20 protein-coding genes and 1 tRNA gene are annotated in these 18,383 nt (G+C 67.0%); 13 read left to right on the forward strand and 8 right to left on the reverse strand.

Going from position 1 to position 18,383, the window contains the following annotated elements; translation table 11 throughout:
* Window position 1: 1 nt before the first annotated feature.
* A complete protein-coding gene (locus CSC94_RS22100) occupies window positions 2-451 on the forward strand; it encodes a GatB/YqeY domain-containing protein (RefSeq protein ID WP_099308555.1) in 450 nt (149 codons plus the stop codon).
* Window positions 452-518: 67 nt separating this feature from the next.
* Here CSC94_RS22100 and CSC94_RS22105 read toward each other — a convergent pair whose 3' ends face one another.
* From CSC94_RS22105 to CSC94_RS22115, 3 genes are all read right to left on the reverse strand, one after another.
* Entirely contained in the window at window positions 519-986 is a 468-nt protein-coding gene (locus CSC94_RS22105) for a DUF2269 family protein (RefSeq protein WP_099308556.1), read from the reverse strand.
* Window positions 983-2,284 (reverse strand): SDR family oxidoreductase, encoded by a 1,302-nt coding sequence (locus CSC94_RS22110; protein ID WP_245408458.1) that lies wholly within the window; start codon window positions 2,282-2,284, stop codon window positions 983-985. Before CSC94_RS22110 ends, CSC94_RS22105 begins: the two co-directional genes overlap by 4 nt.
* Before the next feature lie 75 nt (window positions 2,285-2,359).
* Entirely contained in the window at window positions 2,360-2,563 is a 204-nt protein-coding gene (locus CSC94_RS22115; protein WP_099308557.1) for a DUF2061 domain-containing protein, read from the reverse strand.
* A 453-nt stretch (window positions 2,564-3,016) separates the two neighbouring features.
* On the opposite strand from CSC94_RS22115, the gene CSC94_RS22120 reads away from it, so the two are divergent.
* From CSC94_RS22120 to CSC94_RS22145, 6 genes are all read left to right on the forward strand, one after another.
* Window positions 3,017-3,787, forward strand: coding sequence for a hypothetical protein (locus CSC94_RS22120; protein WP_133123003.1), 771 nt, complete (start codon window positions 3,017-3,019; stop codon window positions 3,785-3,787).
* A 105-nt stretch (window positions 3,788-3,892) separates the two neighbouring features.
* Complete coding sequence (dnaG, locus tag CSC94_RS22125) at window positions 3,893-5,821, forward strand: DNA primase (RefSeq protein WP_099308559.1); 1,929 nt, start codon at window positions 3,893-3,895, stop codon at window positions 5,819-5,821.
* Window positions 5,822-6,151: 330 nt separating this feature from the next.
* Window positions 6,152-8,182 carry an RNA polymerase sigma factor RpoD gene (gene rpoD, locus CSC94_RS22130; protein ID WP_099308560.1) on the forward strand — a complete coding sequence of 677 codons (2,031 nt, stop codon included), beginning with the start codon at window positions 6,152-6,154 and terminating at the stop codon, window positions 8,180-8,182.
* A gap of 159 nt (window positions 8,183-8,341) precedes the next feature.
* Window positions 8,342-8,617 (forward strand): HlyU family transcriptional regulator, encoded by a 276-nt coding sequence (locus CSC94_RS22135; protein WP_099308561.1) that lies wholly within the window; start codon window positions 8,342-8,344, stop codon window positions 8,615-8,617.
* A 1-nt stretch (window position 8,618) separates the two neighbouring features.
* Entirely contained in the window at window positions 8,619-9,041 is a 423-nt protein-coding gene (locus CSC94_RS22140; protein WP_099308562.1) for a secondary thiamine-phosphate synthase enzyme YjbQ, read from the forward strand.
* A gap of 59 nt (window positions 9,042-9,100) precedes the next feature.
* A complete protein-coding gene (locus tag CSC94_RS22145; RefSeq protein ID WP_099308563.1) occupies window positions 9,101-9,427 on the forward strand; it encodes a hypothetical protein in 327 nt (108 codons plus the stop codon).
* A 97-nt stretch (window positions 9,428-9,524) separates the two neighbouring features.
* On the opposite strand, the gene CSC94_RS25095 is transcribed toward CSC94_RS22145, so the two are convergent.
* Window positions 9,525-9,893: a hypothetical protein gene (locus CSC94_RS25095; protein ID WP_099308564.1), complete on the reverse strand. Its 369-nt coding sequence runs from the start codon at window positions 9,891-9,893 to the stop codon at window positions 9,525-9,527.
* 348 nt (window positions 9,894-10,241) lie between these two features.
* Entirely contained in the window at window positions 10,242-12,101 is a 1,860-nt protein-coding gene (locus CSC94_RS22155) for an OmpA family protein (RefSeq protein ID WP_099308565.1), read from the reverse strand.
* A gap of 181 nt (window positions 12,102-12,282) precedes the next feature.
* On the opposite strand from CSC94_RS22155, the gene CSC94_RS22160 reads away from it, so the two are divergent.
* The 5 genes from CSC94_RS22160 (at window position 12,283) to CSC94_RS22180 (ending at window position 14,953) form a co-directional block, all read left to right on the forward strand.
* Window positions 12,283-12,732: a YcgN family cysteine cluster protein gene (locus CSC94_RS22160; protein WP_165784554.1), complete on the forward strand. Its 450-nt coding sequence runs from the start codon at window positions 12,283-12,285 to the stop codon at window positions 12,730-12,732.
* A gap of 90 nt (window positions 12,733-12,822) precedes the next feature.
* A complete protein-coding gene (locus CSC94_RS22165; RefSeq protein ID WP_099308566.1) occupies window positions 12,823-13,239 on the forward strand; it encodes a ketosteroid isomerase-related protein in 417 nt (138 codons plus the stop codon).
* Window positions 13,229-13,819: a GNAT family N-acetyltransferase gene (locus CSC94_RS22170; RefSeq protein ID WP_099308567.1), complete on the forward strand. Its 591-nt coding sequence runs from the start codon at window positions 13,229-13,231 to the stop codon at window positions 13,817-13,819. Before CSC94_RS22165 ends, CSC94_RS22170 begins: the two co-directional genes overlap by 11 nt.
* Before the next feature lie 161 nt (window positions 13,820-13,980).
* On the forward strand, window positions 13,981-14,328 hold the full coding sequence (locus tag CSC94_RS22175) for a hypothetical protein (RefSeq protein ID WP_099308568.1): 348 nt from the start codon (window positions 13,981-13,983) through the stop codon (window positions 14,326-14,328).
* 277 nt (window positions 14,329-14,605) lie between these two features.
* A complete protein-coding gene (locus tag CSC94_RS22180) occupies window positions 14,606-14,953 on the forward strand; it encodes a hypothetical protein (RefSeq protein ID WP_099308568.1) in 348 nt (115 codons plus the stop codon).
* A 75-nt stretch (window positions 14,954-15,028) separates the two neighbouring features.
* Here CSC94_RS22180 and CSC94_RS22185 read toward each other — a convergent pair whose 3' ends face one another.
* Window positions 15,029-15,763: an SIMPL domain-containing protein gene (locus CSC94_RS22185; protein WP_099308569.1), complete on the reverse strand. Its 735-nt coding sequence runs from the start codon at window positions 15,761-15,763 to the stop codon at window positions 15,029-15,031.
* A gap of 107 nt (window positions 15,764-15,870) precedes the next feature.
* On the opposite strand from CSC94_RS22185, the gene CSC94_RS22190 reads away from it, so the two are divergent.
* A tRNA-Ile gene (locus tag CSC94_RS22190) sits at window positions 15,871-15,947 on the forward strand.
* Between the two features lie 231 nt (window positions 15,948-16,178).
* Here CSC94_RS22190 and CSC94_RS22195 read toward each other — a convergent pair.
* Window positions 16,179-17,870, reverse strand: a complete 1,692-nt coding sequence (locus CSC94_RS22195; protein ID WP_099308570.1) for a recombinase family protein — start codon at window positions 17,868-17,870, stop codon at window positions 16,179-16,181.
* Window positions 17,867-18,379, reverse strand: a complete 513-nt coding sequence (locus tag CSC94_RS22200) for a DUF2924 domain-containing protein (RefSeq protein WP_099308571.1) — start codon at window positions 18,377-18,379, stop codon at window positions 17,867-17,869. Before CSC94_RS22200 ends, CSC94_RS22195 begins: the two co-directional genes overlap by 4 nt.
* Window positions 18,380-18,383 lie beyond the last annotated feature (4 nt).

Raw genomic sequence — 18,383 nt, forward strand, 5'->3', positions numbered from 1 at the left:
CATGCGCGATGCAATCGCCGCGGCGCTCAAAGAGGCGCTCAAGGCCAAGGACAAACGCCGCGTCTGCACGCTCCGGCTCATCCATGCCGCGGTCACGGACCGGGACATCGCCAACCGGGGTGCGGGCAAGGATCCGGTCTCCGACGAGGATATCCTGCTGATCCTGGCGAAGATGGTGAAGCAGCGCGAGGAATCGGCGAAAGCGTTCGAGGACGGCGCGCGGCTGGACATGGCCGACCAGGAGCGCCAGGAAATCGCTGTCATCCGCGAGTTCCTGCCGCGCCAGCTCTGCGAGGACGATACGCGGGCCGCCGTGCGCCAGGTCATCGACGACATCGGTGCGGAAGGCCTGCGCGACATGGGCCGCTGCATGGCGGCGCTCAAGGAGCGCTACCCGGGGCAGATGGATTTCGCCAAGGCCAACGGCTTCGCCAAGACGATGCTGCAATAGCGGTCCGGCCGCATCACGGAAACGGTTCAGGCCCCGGCGTTCGACGCCGGGGCTTTTTAGTTGCGGGTCATAGGGATGGCCGCGTGAGCATGAGCCAGACGATGACCAGCACCGCGGCGAAGGCGGGAAAACCGAAGGCGAACCACCAGCGGTACAGCCGGTGATACGCATCCGGCAGCGGCCGGCCGGCATCGCGCGCTTCCACCGCGAGGTCGCGCATGCGGACCTGCATCCAGACGACGGGAAGCCAGAACAGGCCGACAAGGACATAGAGGGCGAGCGACCAGCCGACCCAGCCTTGCAGGACGGGCCAGCCGACCTGGCGTGCCAGCAGATAGCCGGTGACCGGCTGGAGAACCACGGCCGTGGCCGTGAAGACGGTATCGGCGAGCACGACGATGCCCGCGACATGGGCGACCAGGCGCGCATCGCGCGTGCGGTTCGAGATCATCATGAAAAAGGCGATGCCGGCGCCGGTCCCGAGCAGGACCGTCGCGCCGACGACATGGGCGAAGCGGACGAGATCCTCGGTCATCGGTCCTCCATGAGCAGCCAGACCATGGCGGCCAGCATCATCGCGGGAAAGACCTTGACCATTGGCCCGAGCGGATCGGCCCAGAGACCGGGTGCGGCCGGCAGGCTGGCGGCGAGATAGGCGGCGGAGAGGACCAGCATTCCAAGCGCCGCGCGCTTGGCCCAGGGCCGCCAGAGGATCGCCAGTCCGAGCGCGATATCGGCCAGCGCGCCGCCGAAGACGGCCGGGCCGCTGATCCATGCCGGGACCGCGCGATCCTGGAGCACGGCCATGGCCCGGGCCGGGTCGAGCAGCGTGACGAGGCCGGAGAAACACCAGAAGAGGGCAAGCACGGCGATGGCCAGCGGCACGGCGAGGAAGGCGCGGGCGTAGAGGCGCTCCTGCCGGGTGGCCGGCAGCAGGCGGAGGGTCTCGTCCAGCGACCGGCAGGGGGCGCCGCCGGCAGCCTGCCAGGGCCCCGGGTCGCCGCGGATGCCATCGCCCAGCGCCGTCAGTGCCGTTGTCCGGAAGGGCGAGCGCCAGCCAAGGTGGCCAAGGGCATCGGCGACGCGGCCGGCGAGCGTGAGAAGCATACCCGGCATGGCCGGGCGCCAGGCCGGCGGCGGCCAGCCCTGCCATCGCCGCACGGCGGCAACGAGATCGGGGAAGCTGCGCGTTTCGGCTTCCGTCAGGTCGGCGATGGTGCCGGCGGGGATGTCGCGCCGGGCGGCGGCGGTGACGGCGGCGGCGACGTCACCGACCCAGACCGTCTGTACCGGGGCTTCGGGCAGGATGACCGGCTGGACGAGCGGGAGGGCGGCGGCTGCACGCAACAGCGCGGTTCCGCCGTAGGCCTCGGACGAGAGGACCAGGGTCGGGCGCAGGATCACCCAGTCCTCCAGCCCGGACGCCAGCAGCGCATCGCCGCGCGCCTTGGTGCGGAAGAAAGCCGTGGACGCGGTATCGCTGACGCCGGCCGCCGAGATCTGGACCACGCGCAGCGGCAATGGCGCAGCGGCGTCGACGAGGCGGGCAACGGCCGTGACGTGGATGGCTTCCAGGCTGTCGCGCGCGCCGTCCTGCAGCGCGCCGGAGGCATTGACGAGGACGTCGGCGCCGGCGAGCAGGTCGCGCCATTCATCGACGGTCATTGCCGGGATGTCGCGGATCACCCAGTCCGCCGCGGGATCGCAGGCCATGGCCGAGGCGCGCGAGCGCCCGACGCCGGTGACGGCGAAGCCGGCGCGGGCAAGCGCCCGCATGCAGGCGGAACCGATCAGCCCGTATCCACCCAGAACAATCGCCTTCGTTCCTGACACCGTCACCCCCTCGACTTGCTGCGGTCCATCCTGCCGTCAAAGGGTTGGTTTGGCGACCCCGGTCCCGCCGGCGCGTCAAATCCGGCGGCCGTGGGGCACTTTCAGCCAGGCCCGTTCGTGGGCGTAGTAGAGCAGGGACTTGGTGACCACCTCGGTCATGCCGATGGCGGCGGCAAGCCGGATGCTGCCGGTCATGACGAGCGAGATGAGCATCGTGTCGATCGTGCCGAGGGTTCGCCAGGATATGGCCTTGGCCAGGCTGCGGGTGTGGGTTTCCATGTCCCTGAATTCTCCGAATGATGCCCGGACGCTACCATGCCGGCGCGGTTTGCGGAGCAGAGCCGGCGCTCGCGGGAGGGGCAAAAAGGAGAACGGTTTTCCGGATTGCCCGGTCCGTGGAGAAGCGTTTCGCGCGCCCGTGGCCACGCATCTTGTCCGGGCATGGCCGCCCTCCATTGAAACGCTTCAATGCTCTATGCTTCAGTACTTCCGAAATACCGGACGCGAAACCGGCAACCACTTTCGCTGTAATTGTGCTCCCTGGTGCGCAATTCCGGACGCGAAACCGGCAGCCACTTTCGCTGGAATCGTGCTCCCTGGTGCGCAATTCCGGACGCGAAACCGGCAACCACTTTCGCTGGAATCGTGCTTCCTGGTGCGCAATTCCGGACGCGAAACCGGCAACCACTTTCGCTGGAATTGCTCCAGGTCACCGACGACGAGGACCGGCCCATGTTCTGGAAGGAGATCGATGCCTTCATCCCCGAACCGCTCGCGGCGGCGGTCGAGGCGGCCTATGGCGTTTTCGCGCGCTACACGCTTTCCGGCGTGATCGTGCATTGCGACTGCCCGGTCTGCATGACGGCTGAAACGGCGCAGGCGCTCTCGGTGCGGCCGCTCAAGGAGATTTCGCCGGGCCTGCTTGCCGAGTACACCAACTCGGCCCATGGCTACGACCACGGGCGGATCGAGCACGAGTTCAAGCATTTCCTGCCACGCTACCTCGACCTGATCGCGCAATGCGACCCGCCGTCGGCGCTGGACCTCGCGCCCTGTCTCGACCGGCTCGGGCATGCCGGCTACCGGGTGCGCTGGCCGGCTGCGGAAGCCGAGGCCGTCGACCGCTTCTTCGTGGAATATCTCAAGGCCTGCGTGTTCCAGCTCGGCCTGGTCCGGTGGCCGGCCGGCCTGCGGCTCGCGTTCGACCTGGACGATGTGCTGATCATGATCGCGCGGGCGGGGGGCGATTTCGACGCGGCGCTCGCGGCATTCGACGACAGCGGCGACCCTGAAGCCGCCGTCCACATGGCGAGTCTCAGGCGCAACGTGGCCTGGCAGGACGGGGACCCGGTCTACCGCGATCCGTTCCTGGAGGAATATCCGGAAGCCGCGGGCAAGCTGGGCGCCTTCCTGGTGCGCGACAGCGTCAGCACCCGCATTCTCGGCGCGGCGGCGCTGCTGGACGACGCCGACTACGACGACGTTCTCGACCTCGGGCTTTGACGCGCCCGACACGGCGGCTGGCCTGTGGATTGCGGGGCTTGCGGTTCTTCGCGCTCGCAGGAACGGGCACAAGGCCTTATATGGAGGGCGAACAAGGGCTCCCCGATGCGTTTTCCGCAATCCTTCCTCGACGAGATCAGGGACCGCGTGCCGATTTCGGCCGTGGTGGGATCGCGCGTGAGCTTCGATCGCAAGAAATCCAACCCCGGCAAGGGGGACTACTGGGCCTGCTGCCCCTTCCACGGCGAAAAGACGCCGAGCTTCCATTGCGAGGACCGCAAGGGCCGCTATCACTGCTTCGGCTGCGGCGTGTCGGGCGACCATTTCCGTTTCCTGACCGAACTGGATGGCATGCCGTTTCCCGAGGCGGTGGAACGGATCGCGGAGATGGCCGGCGTGCCGATGCCGGCGCGCGATCCCGAGGCGGAACGGCGCGAGCAACAGCGGGCGTCGCTGACGGACGTGATGGACATGGCGGCCCGCTTCTTCGAGGAGAAGCTGCAGTCGGCCGATGGCGCCAAGGCGCGGGCCTACCTGCGCGGGCGCGAGCTCGGCTCGGCCATCCAGCGCGAGTTCCGGCTCGGCTATGCCCCGGACAGCCGCAACGCGCTGAAGGAATTCCTGGCCTCCAAGGGGGTCGGCAAGGACCAGATCGAGGCCTGCGGCCTGGTCGTGCACGGGCCGGAGATCCCGGTGTCCTACGACCGCTTCCGCGACCGCATCATGTTCCCGATCACGGATACGCGGGGGCGGGTGATCGCCTTCGGCGGCCGCGCCATGTCGGCCGACGTGCCGGCCAAGTATCTCAACTCGCCGGAAACCGAGCTCTTCCACAAGGGCCGCGTGCTCTACAACCACGGGCCGGCGCGCCGCGCGGCCCAGGAGGCCGGAACCGTGGTTGCCGTGGAAGGCTACATGGACGTGATCGCGCTGGCGCAGGCGGGCATCCGCCACGCGGTGGCGCCGCTCGGCACCGCCCTGACCGAAGAGCAGATGGACCTGCTGTGGCGCATCGGCGGCGAGCCCATTCTCTGCTTCGACGGCGACCAGGCCGGGCTGAAGGCGGCCTGGCGGGCCGCCGACCTGATCCTGCCATCGGTCAAGCCCGGCCACACGGCGCGTTTCGCGCTGCTGCCCGAGGGGCAGGACCCGGACGACCTGATCAAGGGCTCGGGCGTGGACGCCATGCAGGCCGTGCTCAACGAGGCGCGGCCGCTGGCCGACCTGATCTGGATGCGCGAAACCGCCGGCGGCGTGTTCGATACGCCCGAACGGCGGGCGGAACTGGAAAAGCGGCTGCGCGACGCGGTGTTCCGGATCCAGGACGAGAGCGTCCGTCACCATTACCTGCAGGACATGCGCGAGCGGGCACAGAGCTTCTTCGGCGCTCCGCCGCGGCGGGGGCCGGGCGAGCGGGGGCGGGGAAACGACCGCGGCGGTCCGCGCTTCGGCGGCGGCGCGAGCAGCCGGTTCGCGGTCTCGGAAAGCCTGACCCGGTCGGCGCTGGTGCGGCGCGCCCAGGGCGGCCTGCCGCTGCGCGAGGCCGTGCTGGTGCTGTCGCTGGCCAACCACCCGGTCCTGCTCGATCAGCATTTCGAGGATTGCGACCAGCTCGACCTGGAGAGCCCGGACCTGCGCCGCCTGCTGGCCGTGCTGTTCGACGCGCTGGCGCACGGGCGGGCGGGCAACCGCGACGAGACCCTGGCGGCGGTACGCGAGGCGGGCCTCGGCGACGTGCTCGACCAGGCGGACGGGCTGGTGCGGCGTGCGCGCCAGTGGACGGCGCTCGGCGAGGCGGCGTCGGAGGACGCGCGCGAAGGATTCCTGCAGGCCCTGCACTTGCACCGGTCGGCGCGCGGCTTACATAAGGAACTCAAGGCGGCGGAACTGGCACTGGCAAGCGAACCGACGGACGCCAATTACCGCAGGCTGCTCGATATTCAGGACCAGATGCGCCAGGCGCGCACCACGGAGGCGATCATCGACGGGTTCGGTGTGGCCTCGGGACGCGGGCGGGTTCGCGGATCGTCCTGAACGGGCGGGAACGCAGGACTGATTCGCATTTTATGCCCGAATCATGGCATTGCCGGGTTGACGCAGGCGACAGAAAGCGGAATCAGACAAGTTTGGACCAGAGCAGAAGGCATTGCCGCGCCGGATCGGCGCAGCTCGCAACACGGGATCGCGGATTGTCTGTTTCGCTGCCGAACAGGGTTAAGGCCACTTTAACGGGCACCTTGCTAGTTGCAAGGTCCGTCCTAATATCATTCACCGGGGCCGTGTTCATTCCCTGAACCATGACACAGCAACCGACGACAAGGCCGGCGTGGCCGCGACACACGCCGATCGGAGAGAAAAAGAAGCATGGCGACCAAGGAAAAGGAAGAGGTTGAGACGGAAACCAACGCGCCCGACGGCCCGTTGCTCGACCTGACCGACAGCGCAGTCAAGAAGATGATCAAGGCCGCCAAGAAGCGCGGCTACGTGACGATGGACGAATTGAACGCCGTCCTGCCGTCCGAGGAGGTGACCTCCGAGCAGATCGAGGACACCATGTCGATGCTCTCCGACATGGGCATCACGGTCGTCGAGGACGACGAGCAGGGTGAAGACGACGCGTCGAAGGACAGCGGCGACGACGACGACGATTCCAACGAGGTCGCCACCCAGCAGGGCACCGCGGTCGCGACGTCGACCAAGCGCGAGCCGGCCGACCGGACGGACGACCCGGTGCGGATGTACCTGCGCGAAATGGGCTCGGTGGAACTGCTGTCGCGCGAGGGCGAGATCGCCATCGCCAAGCGGATCGAGGCCGGTCGCGAGACGATGATCGCCGGGCTGTGCGAAAGCCCGCTGACCTTCCAGGCGCTGATCATCTGGCGCGACGAACTCAACGAAGGCAAGATCCTGCTGCGCGAGATCATCGATCTCGAGGCCACCTATGCCGGCCCGGAAGCCAAGCAGGCACCGGCCGTTCCCACGCCCGAGGAAATCGAGGCGGCGAAGAAGGAACGCGAGGAAAAGGAACGCCAGGCCCGCCAGCCGCGCCGCCGCGACGACGACATCACCAATGTCGGCGGCGAAGGCCAGCAGGAGGAAGAGGAAGAGGACGAGGACGAGCAGAACCTGTCGCTGGCCGCCATGGAAGGCGAGTTGCGGCCGCAGGTCATGGAAACGCTCGACCTGATCGCCGACACCTACAAGAAGCTGCGCAAGCTGCAGGACCAGCAGGTGGAAAACCGCCTCGCGGCGGCCGGAACGCTGTCGCCGTCGCAGCAGCGCCGCTACAAGGAACTCAAGGACGCCGTCATCACCGCGGTGAAGTCGCTGTCGCTCAACAACCAGCGCATCGAGGCTCTGGTCGAGCAGCTCTACGACATCAACAAGCGGCTGGTGCAGAACGAGGGCCGGCTGCTGCGCCTGGCCGAGAGCTACGGCGTGCGCCGCGACAGCTTCCTGCAGGAATACCAGGGCAACGAGCTCGATCCGAACTGGATGAAGCACGTCGCCAACCTGTCCGCCAAGGGCTGGAAGGAATTTGCCAAGAGCGAGAAGGGCATGATCAACGACCTGAGGTCGGAGATCCAGAACCTGGCCCAGGAAACGGGCATCTCGATCGGCGAGTTCCGCAAGATCGTCAACCAGGTGCAGAAGGGCGAGCGCGAAGCAGCCATCGCCAAGAAGGAAATGGTGGAAGCCAACCTGCGCCTGGTGATCTCGATCGCGAAGAAGTACACCAACCGCGGCCTGCAGTTCCTCGACCTGATCCAGGAAGGCAACATCGGCCTGATGAAGGCAGTGGACAAGTTCGAGTATCGCCGCGGCTACAAGTTCTCCACCTACGCAACGTGGTGGATCCGGCAGGCGATCACCCGTTCGATCGCCGACCAGGCGCGCACGATCCGCATCCCGGTGCACATGATCGAGACGATCAACAAGATCGTCCGCACGTCGCGCCAGATGCTGCACGAGATCGGCCGCGAACCGACGCCGGAGGAACTGGCCGAGAAGCTGGCCATGCCGCTGGAGAAGGTGCGCAAGGTGCTCAAGATCGCCAAGGAGCCGATCAGCCTCGAGACGCCGGTGGGCGACGAGGAGGATTCGCACCTGGGCGACTTCATCGAGGACAAGAATGCTATCCTGCCCATCGATGCCGCCATCCAGGCCAACCTGCGCGAGACGACCACGCGCGTGCTGGCGTCGCTGACGCCGCGCGAGGAGCGCGTGCTGCGCATGCGTTTCGGCATCGGCATGAACACCGACCACACGCTGGAGGAAGTCGGTCAGCAGTTCTCGGTCACGCGCGAGCGTATCCGCCAGATCGAGGCGAAGGCGCTGCGCAAGCTCAAGCATCCCAGCCGCAGCCGCAAGCTGCGCAGCTTCCTCGACAGCTGAGCCTTCGGTTCATCGAAGACACCAAGGTGGCCCGGACGTCCGCGTCCGGGCCATTTTCGTTGGCCGGGGCCTGGCGGACGCGGTCCGGTGGCGCGAGCATTTCACAATCGGTGCGCATTCCTGTAAGCCTTGGCCGGACACCACGAGGAGGCAGGACCGATGTCCTTTCTGAAACGTCTGTTTGGCGGCGGTGCCGCACCGGAACCCAAGGTCGAGGCGATCGACTACGAGGGCTACGTGCTGACGCCGATGCCGAAGGCCGAGAACGGGATGTACCGGCTGCAGGGTCTGGTTGCGCGGGGCGAAGGCGATGGCCGGCGCGAGCACATGCTGATCCGCGCCGACATGTTCACCTCGGCGGAGGATGCGGCCGATGCCTTCCTGCGCAAGGCGCGCCTGCTGATCGACCAGCAGGGCGAACAGCTCTTCTCCTGAGATGGCGCAGACGCGGCTTTCCATCGCCACGAACGGCCAGGGTCTCTACGAGTTCACCGGCGAGGCGGAAGCCTTCGTCGGCGCGGCGGCCCCGGACGAGGGGCTGCTGACGGTCTTCGTCCAGCACACGTCCTGCTCGCTGCTGATCCAGGAAAATGCCGACCCGGACGTGCAACGCGACCTGGCCGCGTTCTTCGCGCGTCTCGTTCCGCCGTCCGATGACCCGTCGATGCGCTGGGTGGTGCACACCATGGAAGGGCCGGACGACATGCCCGCCCACATCAAGGCGGCGCTGACCCAGACCTCGGTTTCGATCCCGGTTTCGCGCGGAAAGCTGCTGCTCGGTACCTGGCAGGGGCTGTACCTGATGGAGCACCGCGACCGGCCGCACCGGCGCAGCGTCGTGCTGCACCTTTCCGCCTGAATGCGAACGCGGCCCTTATCGTTAACGCGGGGTTAGCCAATCCGGTGTTACCGGATGCCATGGCACATCGGTCTTCCCTGTCGCGTCTCGCGACCATCAGCGTCCTCGTCCTTTCCGTCTCCGGCCTTGCCGGGTGCGGCACCGCCGCCGTGGTCGGCGCCACATACGGCGTGACAAAAGCGGCGGTCAAAACGACGGTCGGCACGGCGAAGCTGGCCGGGCGCGGCGTGGTTGCCGCCGGCCGGGGCATGGCCGCCGCGGGCCGGGCGGTCATCCCGGACGGGAATGACGCGGGCGTCGACGACAGCCTGATGACCGGATCGATCGAGCGTCCGGCCGAAGCACCCGCTGCCGGGCGTGTTCCCGTGCCCTCCAGCCGCTACTGATCCGTTCGGCACCCCGAGACCGTTTCAGAAAAGCAAAAGGGCGCTGCCCGGAGGCAACGCCCTTTCGCCTGGGAGGATTGATCCGCCCGGTGCGCGATTACTGCGCGGGCGGGGTTGTCGTGGTGCCGTCGGCGGGCTGACCATCGGCCGGCGCGGCATTGTCGGCCGGGGCCGTTTCGGCCGGGGCGGTCTCAGGAGCCGCCGGAGCCTGCTCGGTGGCCGCCGGGGCGGGTTCGTCCTGCTTCACGGAGCCGGTCGCGGTGTTGTCGGTCGGCGCCTGCTCGGTGATGGTCGGGGTGCCGTCATTGGCGACCGTGTTCTCCGGCGTGGAACCGGAATAGATCCAGGCACCGACGGCTACGAGGGCGGCGATGGCCACGCCGGCAATCAGCCAGCCGGAACCACCGGAAGAAGCTTCGACACGGGTTTCGCGATAATCGCGGCGGGGAGGCATGTTGTCGTCCATCACAGGTCTCCTTGGTGAGATGTTGTTGTCTGTCGCGGGTGGCGCTGCCTGAGTGGCAAGGCTCGTGCGGATAACTGTCGACATGATGGTGAAGTTCCGGCCGGCGCGTCACGTATGATGAACGGCTGTTACAGCCAGCCGGGGCGCCGGACACGAAAAACCCGGCCGGGGAGGGGGATCCGGCCGGGCTTCGATCCCGTTGTCAGGCAAGGGACATAACCTGCTTGAACGGGATGAGGCAGGGATAAGCTTCATATAGAAATCAAGATTGGCTTTGCCATGGACGGGTTTCGACCATTTCAGGGCAATACGAAGGCAGGCGGCCGGGGGCCGCCTGCCACATTTGCGCTACTCGATGGAAGCCGTGTTGTCCGGTGTCACCAGCGGCGTGATGCGCCGGACCGTGACGCGGCGGTTGGCCGCCGAAGGCTCTTCGGTCTGGACCTTCAGGTCGCTCTCGCCATAACCCTGGGTGACCAGGTTCTCCGGCGGGATCTCGAAGACATCGGTCAGGGCGATGGCCACGTTCTCCGCGCGCTTGTCCGACAGGGCAAGGTTCGCCGTCTCGGTCCCGACCGCGTCGGTATGGCCCTCGATGAGGAAGGTTTCCGACGGGTTCTGCTCGAGGATCCGGTTCATGGCCTCGGCCAGCGACTGCAGTTCATCGACATCCTGGCGACGGATCTCGGCCGAACCGAAGGCGAAATTCACCGTTTCCAGGTCGATGCGCGGCAGCTTGGCGCGCAGCCGGTCGGAATAGCGCACCTCGTCGACCGAGTAGAGGCGTTCGGCGCGCTCCACAGGCGGCTGCTCGAGGAAGTCGTAGTAGGCCTGCGGCCGTGCATCGCGCGGCGCCCAGATGTAGCGGTCACGCGGGATGGTGACGCGGATCGGAGGCAGGCCGTAGTCGTGATCCCAGCGATCGCGCCCGGTCGGCATGTCGTCCCAGCGGTCGCGGGGCACGTAGAGCAGAACGCGTTCGCGGCCGTTGGGGCCGATGCGGGAGCGGCGCAGGATGTCGCCGTCGCGGCTGTAGATCGTCACGATCTGGAACCTGCCGCGGCGAACCGTCTCGCGAATGCGGCCGTGTTTGAGCCGCTCGATTTCCACTTCACCGCCCTGGCGGCGCAGGCGCTCGTCGCGGCCGTCGCGGCGCTCGACGACGAGGCGCCCATTGCCGAGGCGAATGACCGTGCGGTCCTCGAACCGGCCGACCTCGCGCGAGCCGCGCTGATCGCGCCAGCCCGAGCGAACGTGGAAATTGCGGCCATCGCGGACGCGTTCACCGGACTCGCGATCGATCGGGGCAACCGGCTCGTCCAGGCGGACACGGTCGTCGCGGCGGTCACGCCGGCGGCCGTCTTCCCGCGCATTCCTGTCGCCGCCATCCTCGCGGCCGGCCTCGCGGCGCTGTCCGTCGCGCTCGCGGTCACGGCGATTGCCGGCCTCGTCGCGATCTCGCGGCGCCGCGTCGTCCCCGGCGCGCTGGCGGCGTTCGCCGGAATCGCGGTCACGCCGTTCGGCCTTGCGCCGGTCATCCGCCTGCTCGTCCTTCCGGTCGGCCTGGCGGCGAAGGTCCTGTTCCTGCCTGGCGGCACGATCCTCAGCCCGCTGTCGCTTCTGTTCGGCACTCTTCTCCGCCCGCTGGCGCTTCTCTTCCGCCTGCTGGCGAGCGTCGTCGGCCTTGCGCTCGGCGCGATCCTCGGCGCGCTGGCGCTTCTGTTCGGCGCTCTTCTCCGCCTGCTGGCGCTTCTCTTCCGCCTGCTGGCGAGCGTCGTCGGCCTTGCGCTCGGCACGGTCCTCGGCGCGCTGGCGCTTCTCTTCCGCCTTCTGGCGGGCATCCTCGGCCTTCCGGTCGGCGCGGTCCTCGGCTTTCTGGCGCTTCTCTTCCGCCTGCTGGCCAGCGTCGTCGGTCTTCTTCGGCGTGTCCTTTGCGCGAACGTCGGCGGTGTCACCGGACCGGTCGGGCTGTCTGGCCTGTTCGGCCTGCTTTTCCTGTTTCGCCTCGTCCTTCGCACGTTTCGGCGCTTTCTCGTCCGGCTTCTGCTTTTCGTCGACGAGATCGGGATTCCTGATCTCGATGGCGTTGTTCTGCGCGAGCAGCAAGGGCGCGGCGGAGTCGCGCAGCGTATCTGCCGGCGAGCCTGCAAGCGCAGGGGTCGCGAGGGTCAAGGTGCTGGCGGTCGCCAGCAGGATCAGGCGTTTCATGGTCTCTCCTTCCGGGAGGTTGGGTCCCTTCAAGTGCGGAAAACCCATGGCAGCGCAATCTGTTCCGCGAATGGCGGTGCGGTGGCCGCGCGATGGCAGGCCCGTCCTTGCGCACGGGCCAGCCACCGACCGGGCTCGCGGAACGCTTGACGAAACCGCTTCGCATGGTCACACAGAGGCCATGACCGATATGCCTTTCTGGAAGTCGAAATCGCTGGAATCGCTCAGCCTCGCGGAGTGGGAAAGCCTCTGCGACGGCTGTGGCAAGTGCTGCCTCGCCAAGCTGGAAGACGAGGATACCGGCGAGATCTACTGGACGTCCGTGGGCTGCCGCCTGTTCGATGCGGCGCGCTGCCGGTGTTCCGACTACGCGCACCGCGCGGCGCGTGTGGCCGACTGCGTTCAACTGACGCCGGAAAACGTGCGCACCATTCCCTGGCTGCCATCGACCTGCGCCTACCGGCTGGTTGCCGAAGGCAGGGACCTTGAATGGTGGCATCCGCTGGTTTCCGGCTCGGCGGAGACGGTTCACGAGGCCGGCATCTCGATGCGCGGGCGGATCAGCGCCATGGAGACCGATCTTGCCGAGGCCGAGGACTACCTGGCCCACATGCTGGACGAGGAACCGTGACCCCTGGCCCGGTGGAGGTGCCAGGCCGTTGAACCGCAGGGCGGGCTTGCGCATTGTCTGCCCGCAACGCCAACCCAGGAGGACGACCCCATGAGCCCCGAGGACACCCGCGCGCTGGTCGAGCGCTATCTCGAAGCCTTCAACGCCTCCGATCACGACGCCATGCTGTCGCTGCTGGCTGAGGACGTGGTGCATGACATCAACCAGGGCGGACGCGAGATCGGCCGGGAGAAGTTCCGCTGGTTCAACGCCATGATGGGCAAGCACTACGACGAGACGCTCGGCGACATCGTGATCATGACCGACCCGTCGGGGCGCCATGCGGCGGCCGAGTTCACCGTGCGCGGCACGTATCTCGAAACCGCCGACGGCCTGCCGCCGGCGACGGGGCAGCATTACTCGCTGCCGGCGGCGATCCTCTTCGAGGTCGACGAGGGAAAGATCAGCCGCGTGTCCACCTATTACAATCTCACCGACTGGACCGCGCAGGTGTCGGGTGACCGTTGAGGTCCGGCGGCTGGATCACGGCGAGGCCGAGGCCCGCTTCGATGCCCTGGCAGACCTGCGCATCGCGGTGTTCCGCGCCTTTCCGTATCTCTACGACGGCGACGCGGCCTACGAGCGGCGTTATCTCCAGATCTATCTCGATTCGCCGGGCGCGGTCATCGTCGGCGCGTTCGACCGGGACAGGCTGGTCGGCGCGGCCACGGCCTCGCTGCTCGCCGATCACTTCGAAGCCTTCGCCGCCCCGTTCCTGAAGGCCGGGCTTTCGCCTGGCGACCATTTCTATTTCGGCGAATCCGTGCTGCTGCCGGCCTATCGCGGCCAGGGCGTCGGCGTCCGCTTCTTCGAGGCGCGCGAGACGGCGGCGCGCGAGCAGGGGTTTCCGGCCTGCGTGTTTTCCGCCGTGGTGCGCCCGCCGGACCACCCGATGCGTCCGCCCGGCCACGTTCCGCTCGACGATTTCTGGCGCAACCGGGGCTACCAGCGTGTCGAGGGGCTTCGGACGCAGTTTTCCTGGCGGGATATCGGGGATGCCGGAGAAACGGCCAAGTCCATGGAATACTGGCGGAAAATCCTGCCATGACCCGGGACCGGCGGCGCTTCCGGCGGCATTTCCCAAACATGAACGATGTGTGAATGGCGGGTTCGGACCGGGTTCAGCCGCGGGGCTCTAGTCTCCAAACATGGCCGGAACGAACCGGACATGCCACCCAGAGAAGACCAGACAAGCCCCGGAGAGACCCCATGTTCAAGACCATCCGCACCATCGCCCTTTCCACCCTCGTCGGCCTCGGCACGCTGGCCGGCGCCTCAACCATGAGCGCCACCGCAGCGGACGCCGCTTCGCTGTCGCTCGGCGGCCCCGGCGGCCAGATCGAGATCCGCTTCGGCGGCGGCCGCGACCACGGCTGGCGCGACCACCGCGGCTTCTGCAGCCCGCGCAAGGCCCTTCACAAGGCCCGCCGCATGGGCCTGCACCGGGCGCATGTGAGGTTCTCCAACCGCCGCGTGATCGCCGTTTCGGGCCGCACGTGGGACGGCCGCGAGACGATGGTGTTCGCCAACACGCGCCACTGCCCGCGTATCCGCTGACAGCGCGTTCCTCCTCCCAGACTTCACGGCGGCGCCGGGGTTTTCACCCCGGCGCCATGCCGTTGTGGGGTCTTTGCCTGGCGGCCGGTCAAACCGGTCGGGTCCAGCTGCTGCGGGCAGCCGGCGAAACGTCCGCGCCAAGCTTTTTCAGCACATGAACATCTTATGAATGGCGGGTTCGGACCGGGTTCAGCCGCGGGGCTCTAGTCTCCAAACATGGCCGGAACGAACCGGACATGCCACCCAGAGAAGACCAGACAAACCCCGGAGAGACCCCATGTTCAAGACTATCCGCACCATCGCCCTTTCCACCCTCGTCGGCCTCGGCACGCTGGCCGGCGCCTCGACCATGAGCGCCACCGCAGCGGACGCCGCTTCGCTGTCGCTCGGCGGCCCCGGCGGCCAGATCGAGATCCGCTTCGGCGGCGGCCGCGACCACGGCTGGCGCGACCACCGCGGCTTCTGCAGCCCGCGCAAGGCCCTGCACAAGGCCCGCCGCATGGGCCTGCACCGGGCGCATGTGAGGTTCTCCAACCGCCGCGTGATCGCCGTTTCGGGCCGCACGTGGGACGGCCGCGAGACGATGGTGTTCGCCAACACGCGCCACTGCCCGCGCATCCGCTGACAGCGCTTTCCTCCTCCCAGACTTCACGGTGGCGCCGGGGTTTTCACCCCGGCGCCTTGCCGTTGTGGAAGCGGGCTACTGCTTGATGGCGAACGTGACAGCGATGTTGACGCGGTAGGTGTTTTCGCCGGCGGCCATCGGGACGGCATCGGCGGCCGCGCCGCGAGCCATGGGCGCCATCATCGGCTGCGGCCCCGGCTGCCAGGAGGATTCTGACATTTCCAGGATCGGGCCGACACTGACGCCCGCGGCTTCGGCCATGATGCGCGCCTTGGCGACGGCGTTTTGCACCGCCTTGCGCCGTGCGTCGTCGAGTGCGGCGGACGGATCGGCGTTGGCGAAGGACACCGAGCCGCCCTGGTTGACGCCGAGCGAGACCGAGGCATCGAGAATGGCGCCGACGCGGACCATGTCGCGAATGCGCACGGTCAGGCTGTTGGAGACCTGGTAGCCGACGATGCGCGGCGGTTCGCTTTCACCGGTGGAGGACTGCTTCGGGTAGACATAGCGCGGCTGGATGGAAAAGCCCGACGTCTGCAGGTCGCGGTCCTCGATTCCCTGGTTCTTCATGGCCTCCAGGACGCCCGCCATGGCCTCGTTGTTGGCATCCAGGGCGGCGCGCGCGGTGTCGGCCTCGCGCAGCACGGTCATCGTGATGGTCGCCATGTCCGGTGCAACGGCCACCTCGCCTTCGCCGTTGACGACGATCCTGGGGGAGGGCTCGGCGGCCATGGCGCCTGCCGGAAGTGCCAGGATCATCCCCGCGGCCAGGGCGCGGGCAATTCGGTGACGTGTAGCCAATGCGGACATGGAAGCCTCCTCGCTGAATCATCCGGCCATGCTGCATTCAATTGCAGCGCGATTGCGGCACACGCGCCTTGTGCCGACCTGAAAAAGCCACTAATCAGCGAGCCGGCGGGCCTGTAGCTCAATTGGTCAGAGCCGGCGGCTCATAACCGCTTGGTTGGGGGTTCGAGTCCCTCCGGGCCCACCACTCAGTCTTTCGTTTTCGCGCTCTTTCGGTCGGTCTCGGAATTCTGCCGTGTTTTCCGTGGGTTGGCGGGTGGTGTCGGCAAAGACTTGGCGGAGAGGCGACGACGAGGCCGGTTTCCGGCGGCATTTCTCCCAAAGTCTCTGTCGGGCCTGTTTCGTGCCCAAGTGATTGCGGGCGTGATCGATGATTCGATCAGAAACGGTTCGGAGCGAGTGAGGGACGATTTTTTTCTCAGCCGAATCGGGTGAGCAACTCGTCCTGGGCCGACCAGGAAAGTGGCAGGTCGGGAAGACGGGACAGGCGCTGGGCGGTGAGGTCGGCTGGATGCTTGCCAGAGACGATCTGCGCGGTGATGCCCGGCGACAGGAAAGCGAGGGGAAGGATCCGGCTGATCTCTGATGGTGTCGTGCCATGGGCCCTGGCGATGTCAGCCATGGATCGGCTGGCGCCATCGGTGAGTGCGGCCAGATAGGCCTGGGCGCGAAGGACCAGATTGATCAGTGCCGGGTCGGGTTCCGAATTGGACGCCGAGCCATCGGTCAGCACCAGGCGGGTTTCGACGCCGCGACGGCGTAGCGTGAATGGACGCTCAAGTGTGATGGGGGCGTGATCCGGTACGGGTTCAACACGACGGCCAAGCAGAAGCTCGACCAGGCGTGTTGGATGAATCGTGATGCGCAGCGCTCCCGGTGCGATGTCGACGCGCTGCACGATCGTTTGCACGATTGCCTTGCGCTTCGACCGGGACTGTTCGGTCCAGGTCGATGCCAGCTCTCCGGCTTTGAGGATGCCGGAATGGACCATACCGGCTGGCGCCAAGCTTTGAATCGCATCAGATACTTGCGCACCGTTGCGCAGGAACGGAACGAGGCATTGCTCAACTGTCGCATCAAGCCTGTCTGCTGGAAGCCGCCAGCCTTCTGATCCACCGCGGCGCTCATCAACCAGGTGCTGCGAGACATAGTAGCGATAACGCACGCCCTTCCTGTTGGTATGAGCTGTCCGGATACGATTGCTGTCCTCATCAAAGATCAGACCGGTCAGCAGATGGCCATCGGCACGGTTGGTCGGCGACCGCCGTTCCCCTGCTCCCGCCGCAAGCAGTGCCTGCACCTGATCGAACAGGGGCTCTTCGATGATGGCCTGGTGTTCGCCATCATAGACCTTGTCCCGATGGCGGATCCTGCCGACATAGATCGGGTTGGACAGCAGGTGGTAGAGATTGCCGCGGCCAAAGGGCGTCGTGACCTTCACCGATCCATCCCGGCGTTTGACCGGTCGCGAATGAAGCCCCCTGGATCGCGCATTGTCGACCAGCAGGCGGACCGACCTGAGTTCCAGGTAGCGATGGAAGAGATAGCGAACGGTCACGCATTCCTCTTCGTTCACCTGGAGCTTCCGGTTCTGGACGCGGTAGCCAAGGGGCACGGTCCCGCCCATCCACATGCCCTTCTTCTTCGATGCTGCGATCTTGTCGCGGATGCGCTCTGCTGTGACCTCCCGTTCGAACTGGGCAAACGAGAGCAGCACGTTCAGGGTCAGCCGCCCCATGGAGGTCGTCGTGTTGAACTGCTGGGTCACGGAGACGAACGAGGCGCCCGCTTGGTCAAGGATCTCGACGATGCGCGCGAAGTCAGCCAGCGACCGGGTGAGCCGGTCAATCTTGTAGACGACGATGACATCGACGCGGGTCTGACGGACATCGTCCAGCAAGCGCCGCAGGGCAGGGCGTTCCATCGTGGCGCCGGAGATGCCACCGTCATCGTAGCGTTCGCGGACAGGTTTCCAGCCCAGGCCTGCCTGTGACGCAATGAAGGCAGCACAGGCCTCGAACTGGGCGTCGAGGGAATTGAAGTCCTGGTCGAGGCCTTCCTCCGTCGACTTGCGGGTATAGACCGCGCAGCGGGGCTGTCGGGCGCTCATCGGCCTGCAATCCCGAAGAAGCGCGGCCCTGACCACCTTGTGCCCGTAATGCGCCGGGCGATGGCGCTGAGCGACCGGTAGGTCTTCCCGTCAAAGACAAAGCCGTCCTCGACCACATCGACGACATGGGGACGTCCGTTCCATGTGCGGACGAGCCGCGTGCCGGAGGCCAGCGCCGGCAAGGCAGGCGGCGGGGCAGGGCGCGTGACTGGATCCGAGGCAGCCGGTTTCGCGCTCCCGGACAGACCACTGTCCGTGTCCTTCAACACCGCGGCGTCAGTCGTGGCAAGGGAAGCGATGCCCTGTCTCAGAAACCGGCGCATGGGTTTCGAATGGCCACCGAGGCGACGGGACTGCAGGTGCCAGGCAGCGGAGCGTTCCAGCAAGCCCCGTTTCACGCCCTTGGGTGGTGGGTGGCCATGAGCGGTGATCCAGAGTGCGACCAGCTCATCGCGCTGGAGGCGGCTGATCCCAGCCACCTCCTTCTCGATCCTGTCTGACCTGGCCATCGGA

The organism is Zhengella mangrovi, from assembly GCF_002727065.1.
Classification (GTDB): domain Bacteria; phylum Pseudomonadota; class Alphaproteobacteria; order Rhizobiales; family Rhizobiaceae; genus Zhengella; species Zhengella mangrovi.

Excerpts from the sequence above, each read along its gene's own strand:
- CSC94_RS22200 (WP_099308571.1), bottom strand. The coding sequence starts at position 18,379 with ATGGCCAGGTCAGACAGGATCGAGAAGGAGGTGGCTGGGATCAGCCGC.
- CSC94_RS22155 (WP_099308565.1), bottom strand. The coding sequence starts at position 12,101 with ATGAAACGCCTGATCCTGCTGGCGACCGCCAGCACCTTGACCCTCGCG.
- CSC94_RS22175 (WP_099308568.1), top strand. The coding sequence starts at position 13,981 with ATGTTCAAGACCATCCGCACCATCGCCCTTTCCACCCTCGTCGGCCTC.
- CSC94_RS22100 (WP_099308555.1), top strand. The coding sequence starts at position 2 with ATGCGCGATGCAATCGCCGCGGCGCTCAAAGAGGCGCTCAAGGCCAAG.
- CSC94_RS22145 (WP_099308563.1), top strand. The coding sequence starts at position 9,101 with ATGGCACATCGGTCTTCCCTGTCGCGTCTCGCGACCATCAGCGTCCTC.
- CSC94_RS25095 (WP_099308564.1), bottom strand. The coding sequence starts at position 9,893 with ATGGACGACAACATGCCTCCCCGCCGCGATTATCGCGAAACCCGTGTC.
- CSC94_RS22165 (WP_099308566.1), top strand. The coding sequence starts at position 12,823 with ATGAGCCCCGAGGACACCCGCGCGCTGGTCGAGCGCTATCTCGAAGCC.
- CSC94_RS22105 (WP_099308556.1), bottom strand. The coding sequence starts at position 986 with ATGACCGAGGATCTCGTCCGCTTCGCCCATGTCGTCGGCGCGACGGTC.
- CSC94_RS22140 (WP_099308562.1), top strand. The coding sequence starts at position 8,619 with ATGGCGCAGACGCGGCTTTCCATCGCCACGAACGGCCAGGGTCTCTAC.
- CSC94_RS22120 (WP_133123003.1), top strand. The coding sequence starts at position 3,017 with ATGTTCTGGAAGGAGATCGATGCCTTCATCCCCGAACCGCTCGCGGCG.
- CSC94_RS22195 (WP_099308570.1), bottom strand. The coding sequence starts at position 17,870 with ATGAGCGCCCGACAGCCCCGCTGCGCGGTCTATACCCGCAAGTCGACG.
- CSC94_RS22160 (WP_165784554.1), top strand. The coding sequence starts at position 12,283 with ATGACCGATATGCCTTTCTGGAAGTCGAAATCGCTGGAATCGCTCAGC.
- CSC94_RS22180 (WP_099308568.1), top strand. The coding sequence starts at position 14,606 with ATGTTCAAGACTATCCGCACCATCGCCCTTTCCACCCTCGTCGGCCTC.
- CSC94_RS22185 (WP_099308569.1), bottom strand. The coding sequence starts at position 15,763 with ATGTCCGCATTGGCTACACGTCACCGAATTGCCCGCGCCCTGGCCGCG.
- CSC94_RS22135 (WP_099308561.1), top strand. The coding sequence starts at position 8,342 with ATGTCCTTTCTGAAACGTCTGTTTGGCGGCGGTGCCGCACCGGAACCC.
- CSC94_RS22115 (WP_099308557.1), bottom strand. The coding sequence starts at position 2,563 with ATGGAAACCCACACCCGCAGCCTGGCCAAGGCCATATCCTGGCGAACC.
- dnaG (WP_099308559.1), top strand. The coding sequence starts at position 3,893 with ATGCGTTTTCCGCAATCCTTCCTCGACGAGATCAGGGACCGCGTGCCG.
- rpoD (WP_099308560.1), top strand. The coding sequence starts at position 6,152 with ATGGCGACCAAGGAAAAGGAAGAGGTTGAGACGGAAACCAACGCGCCC.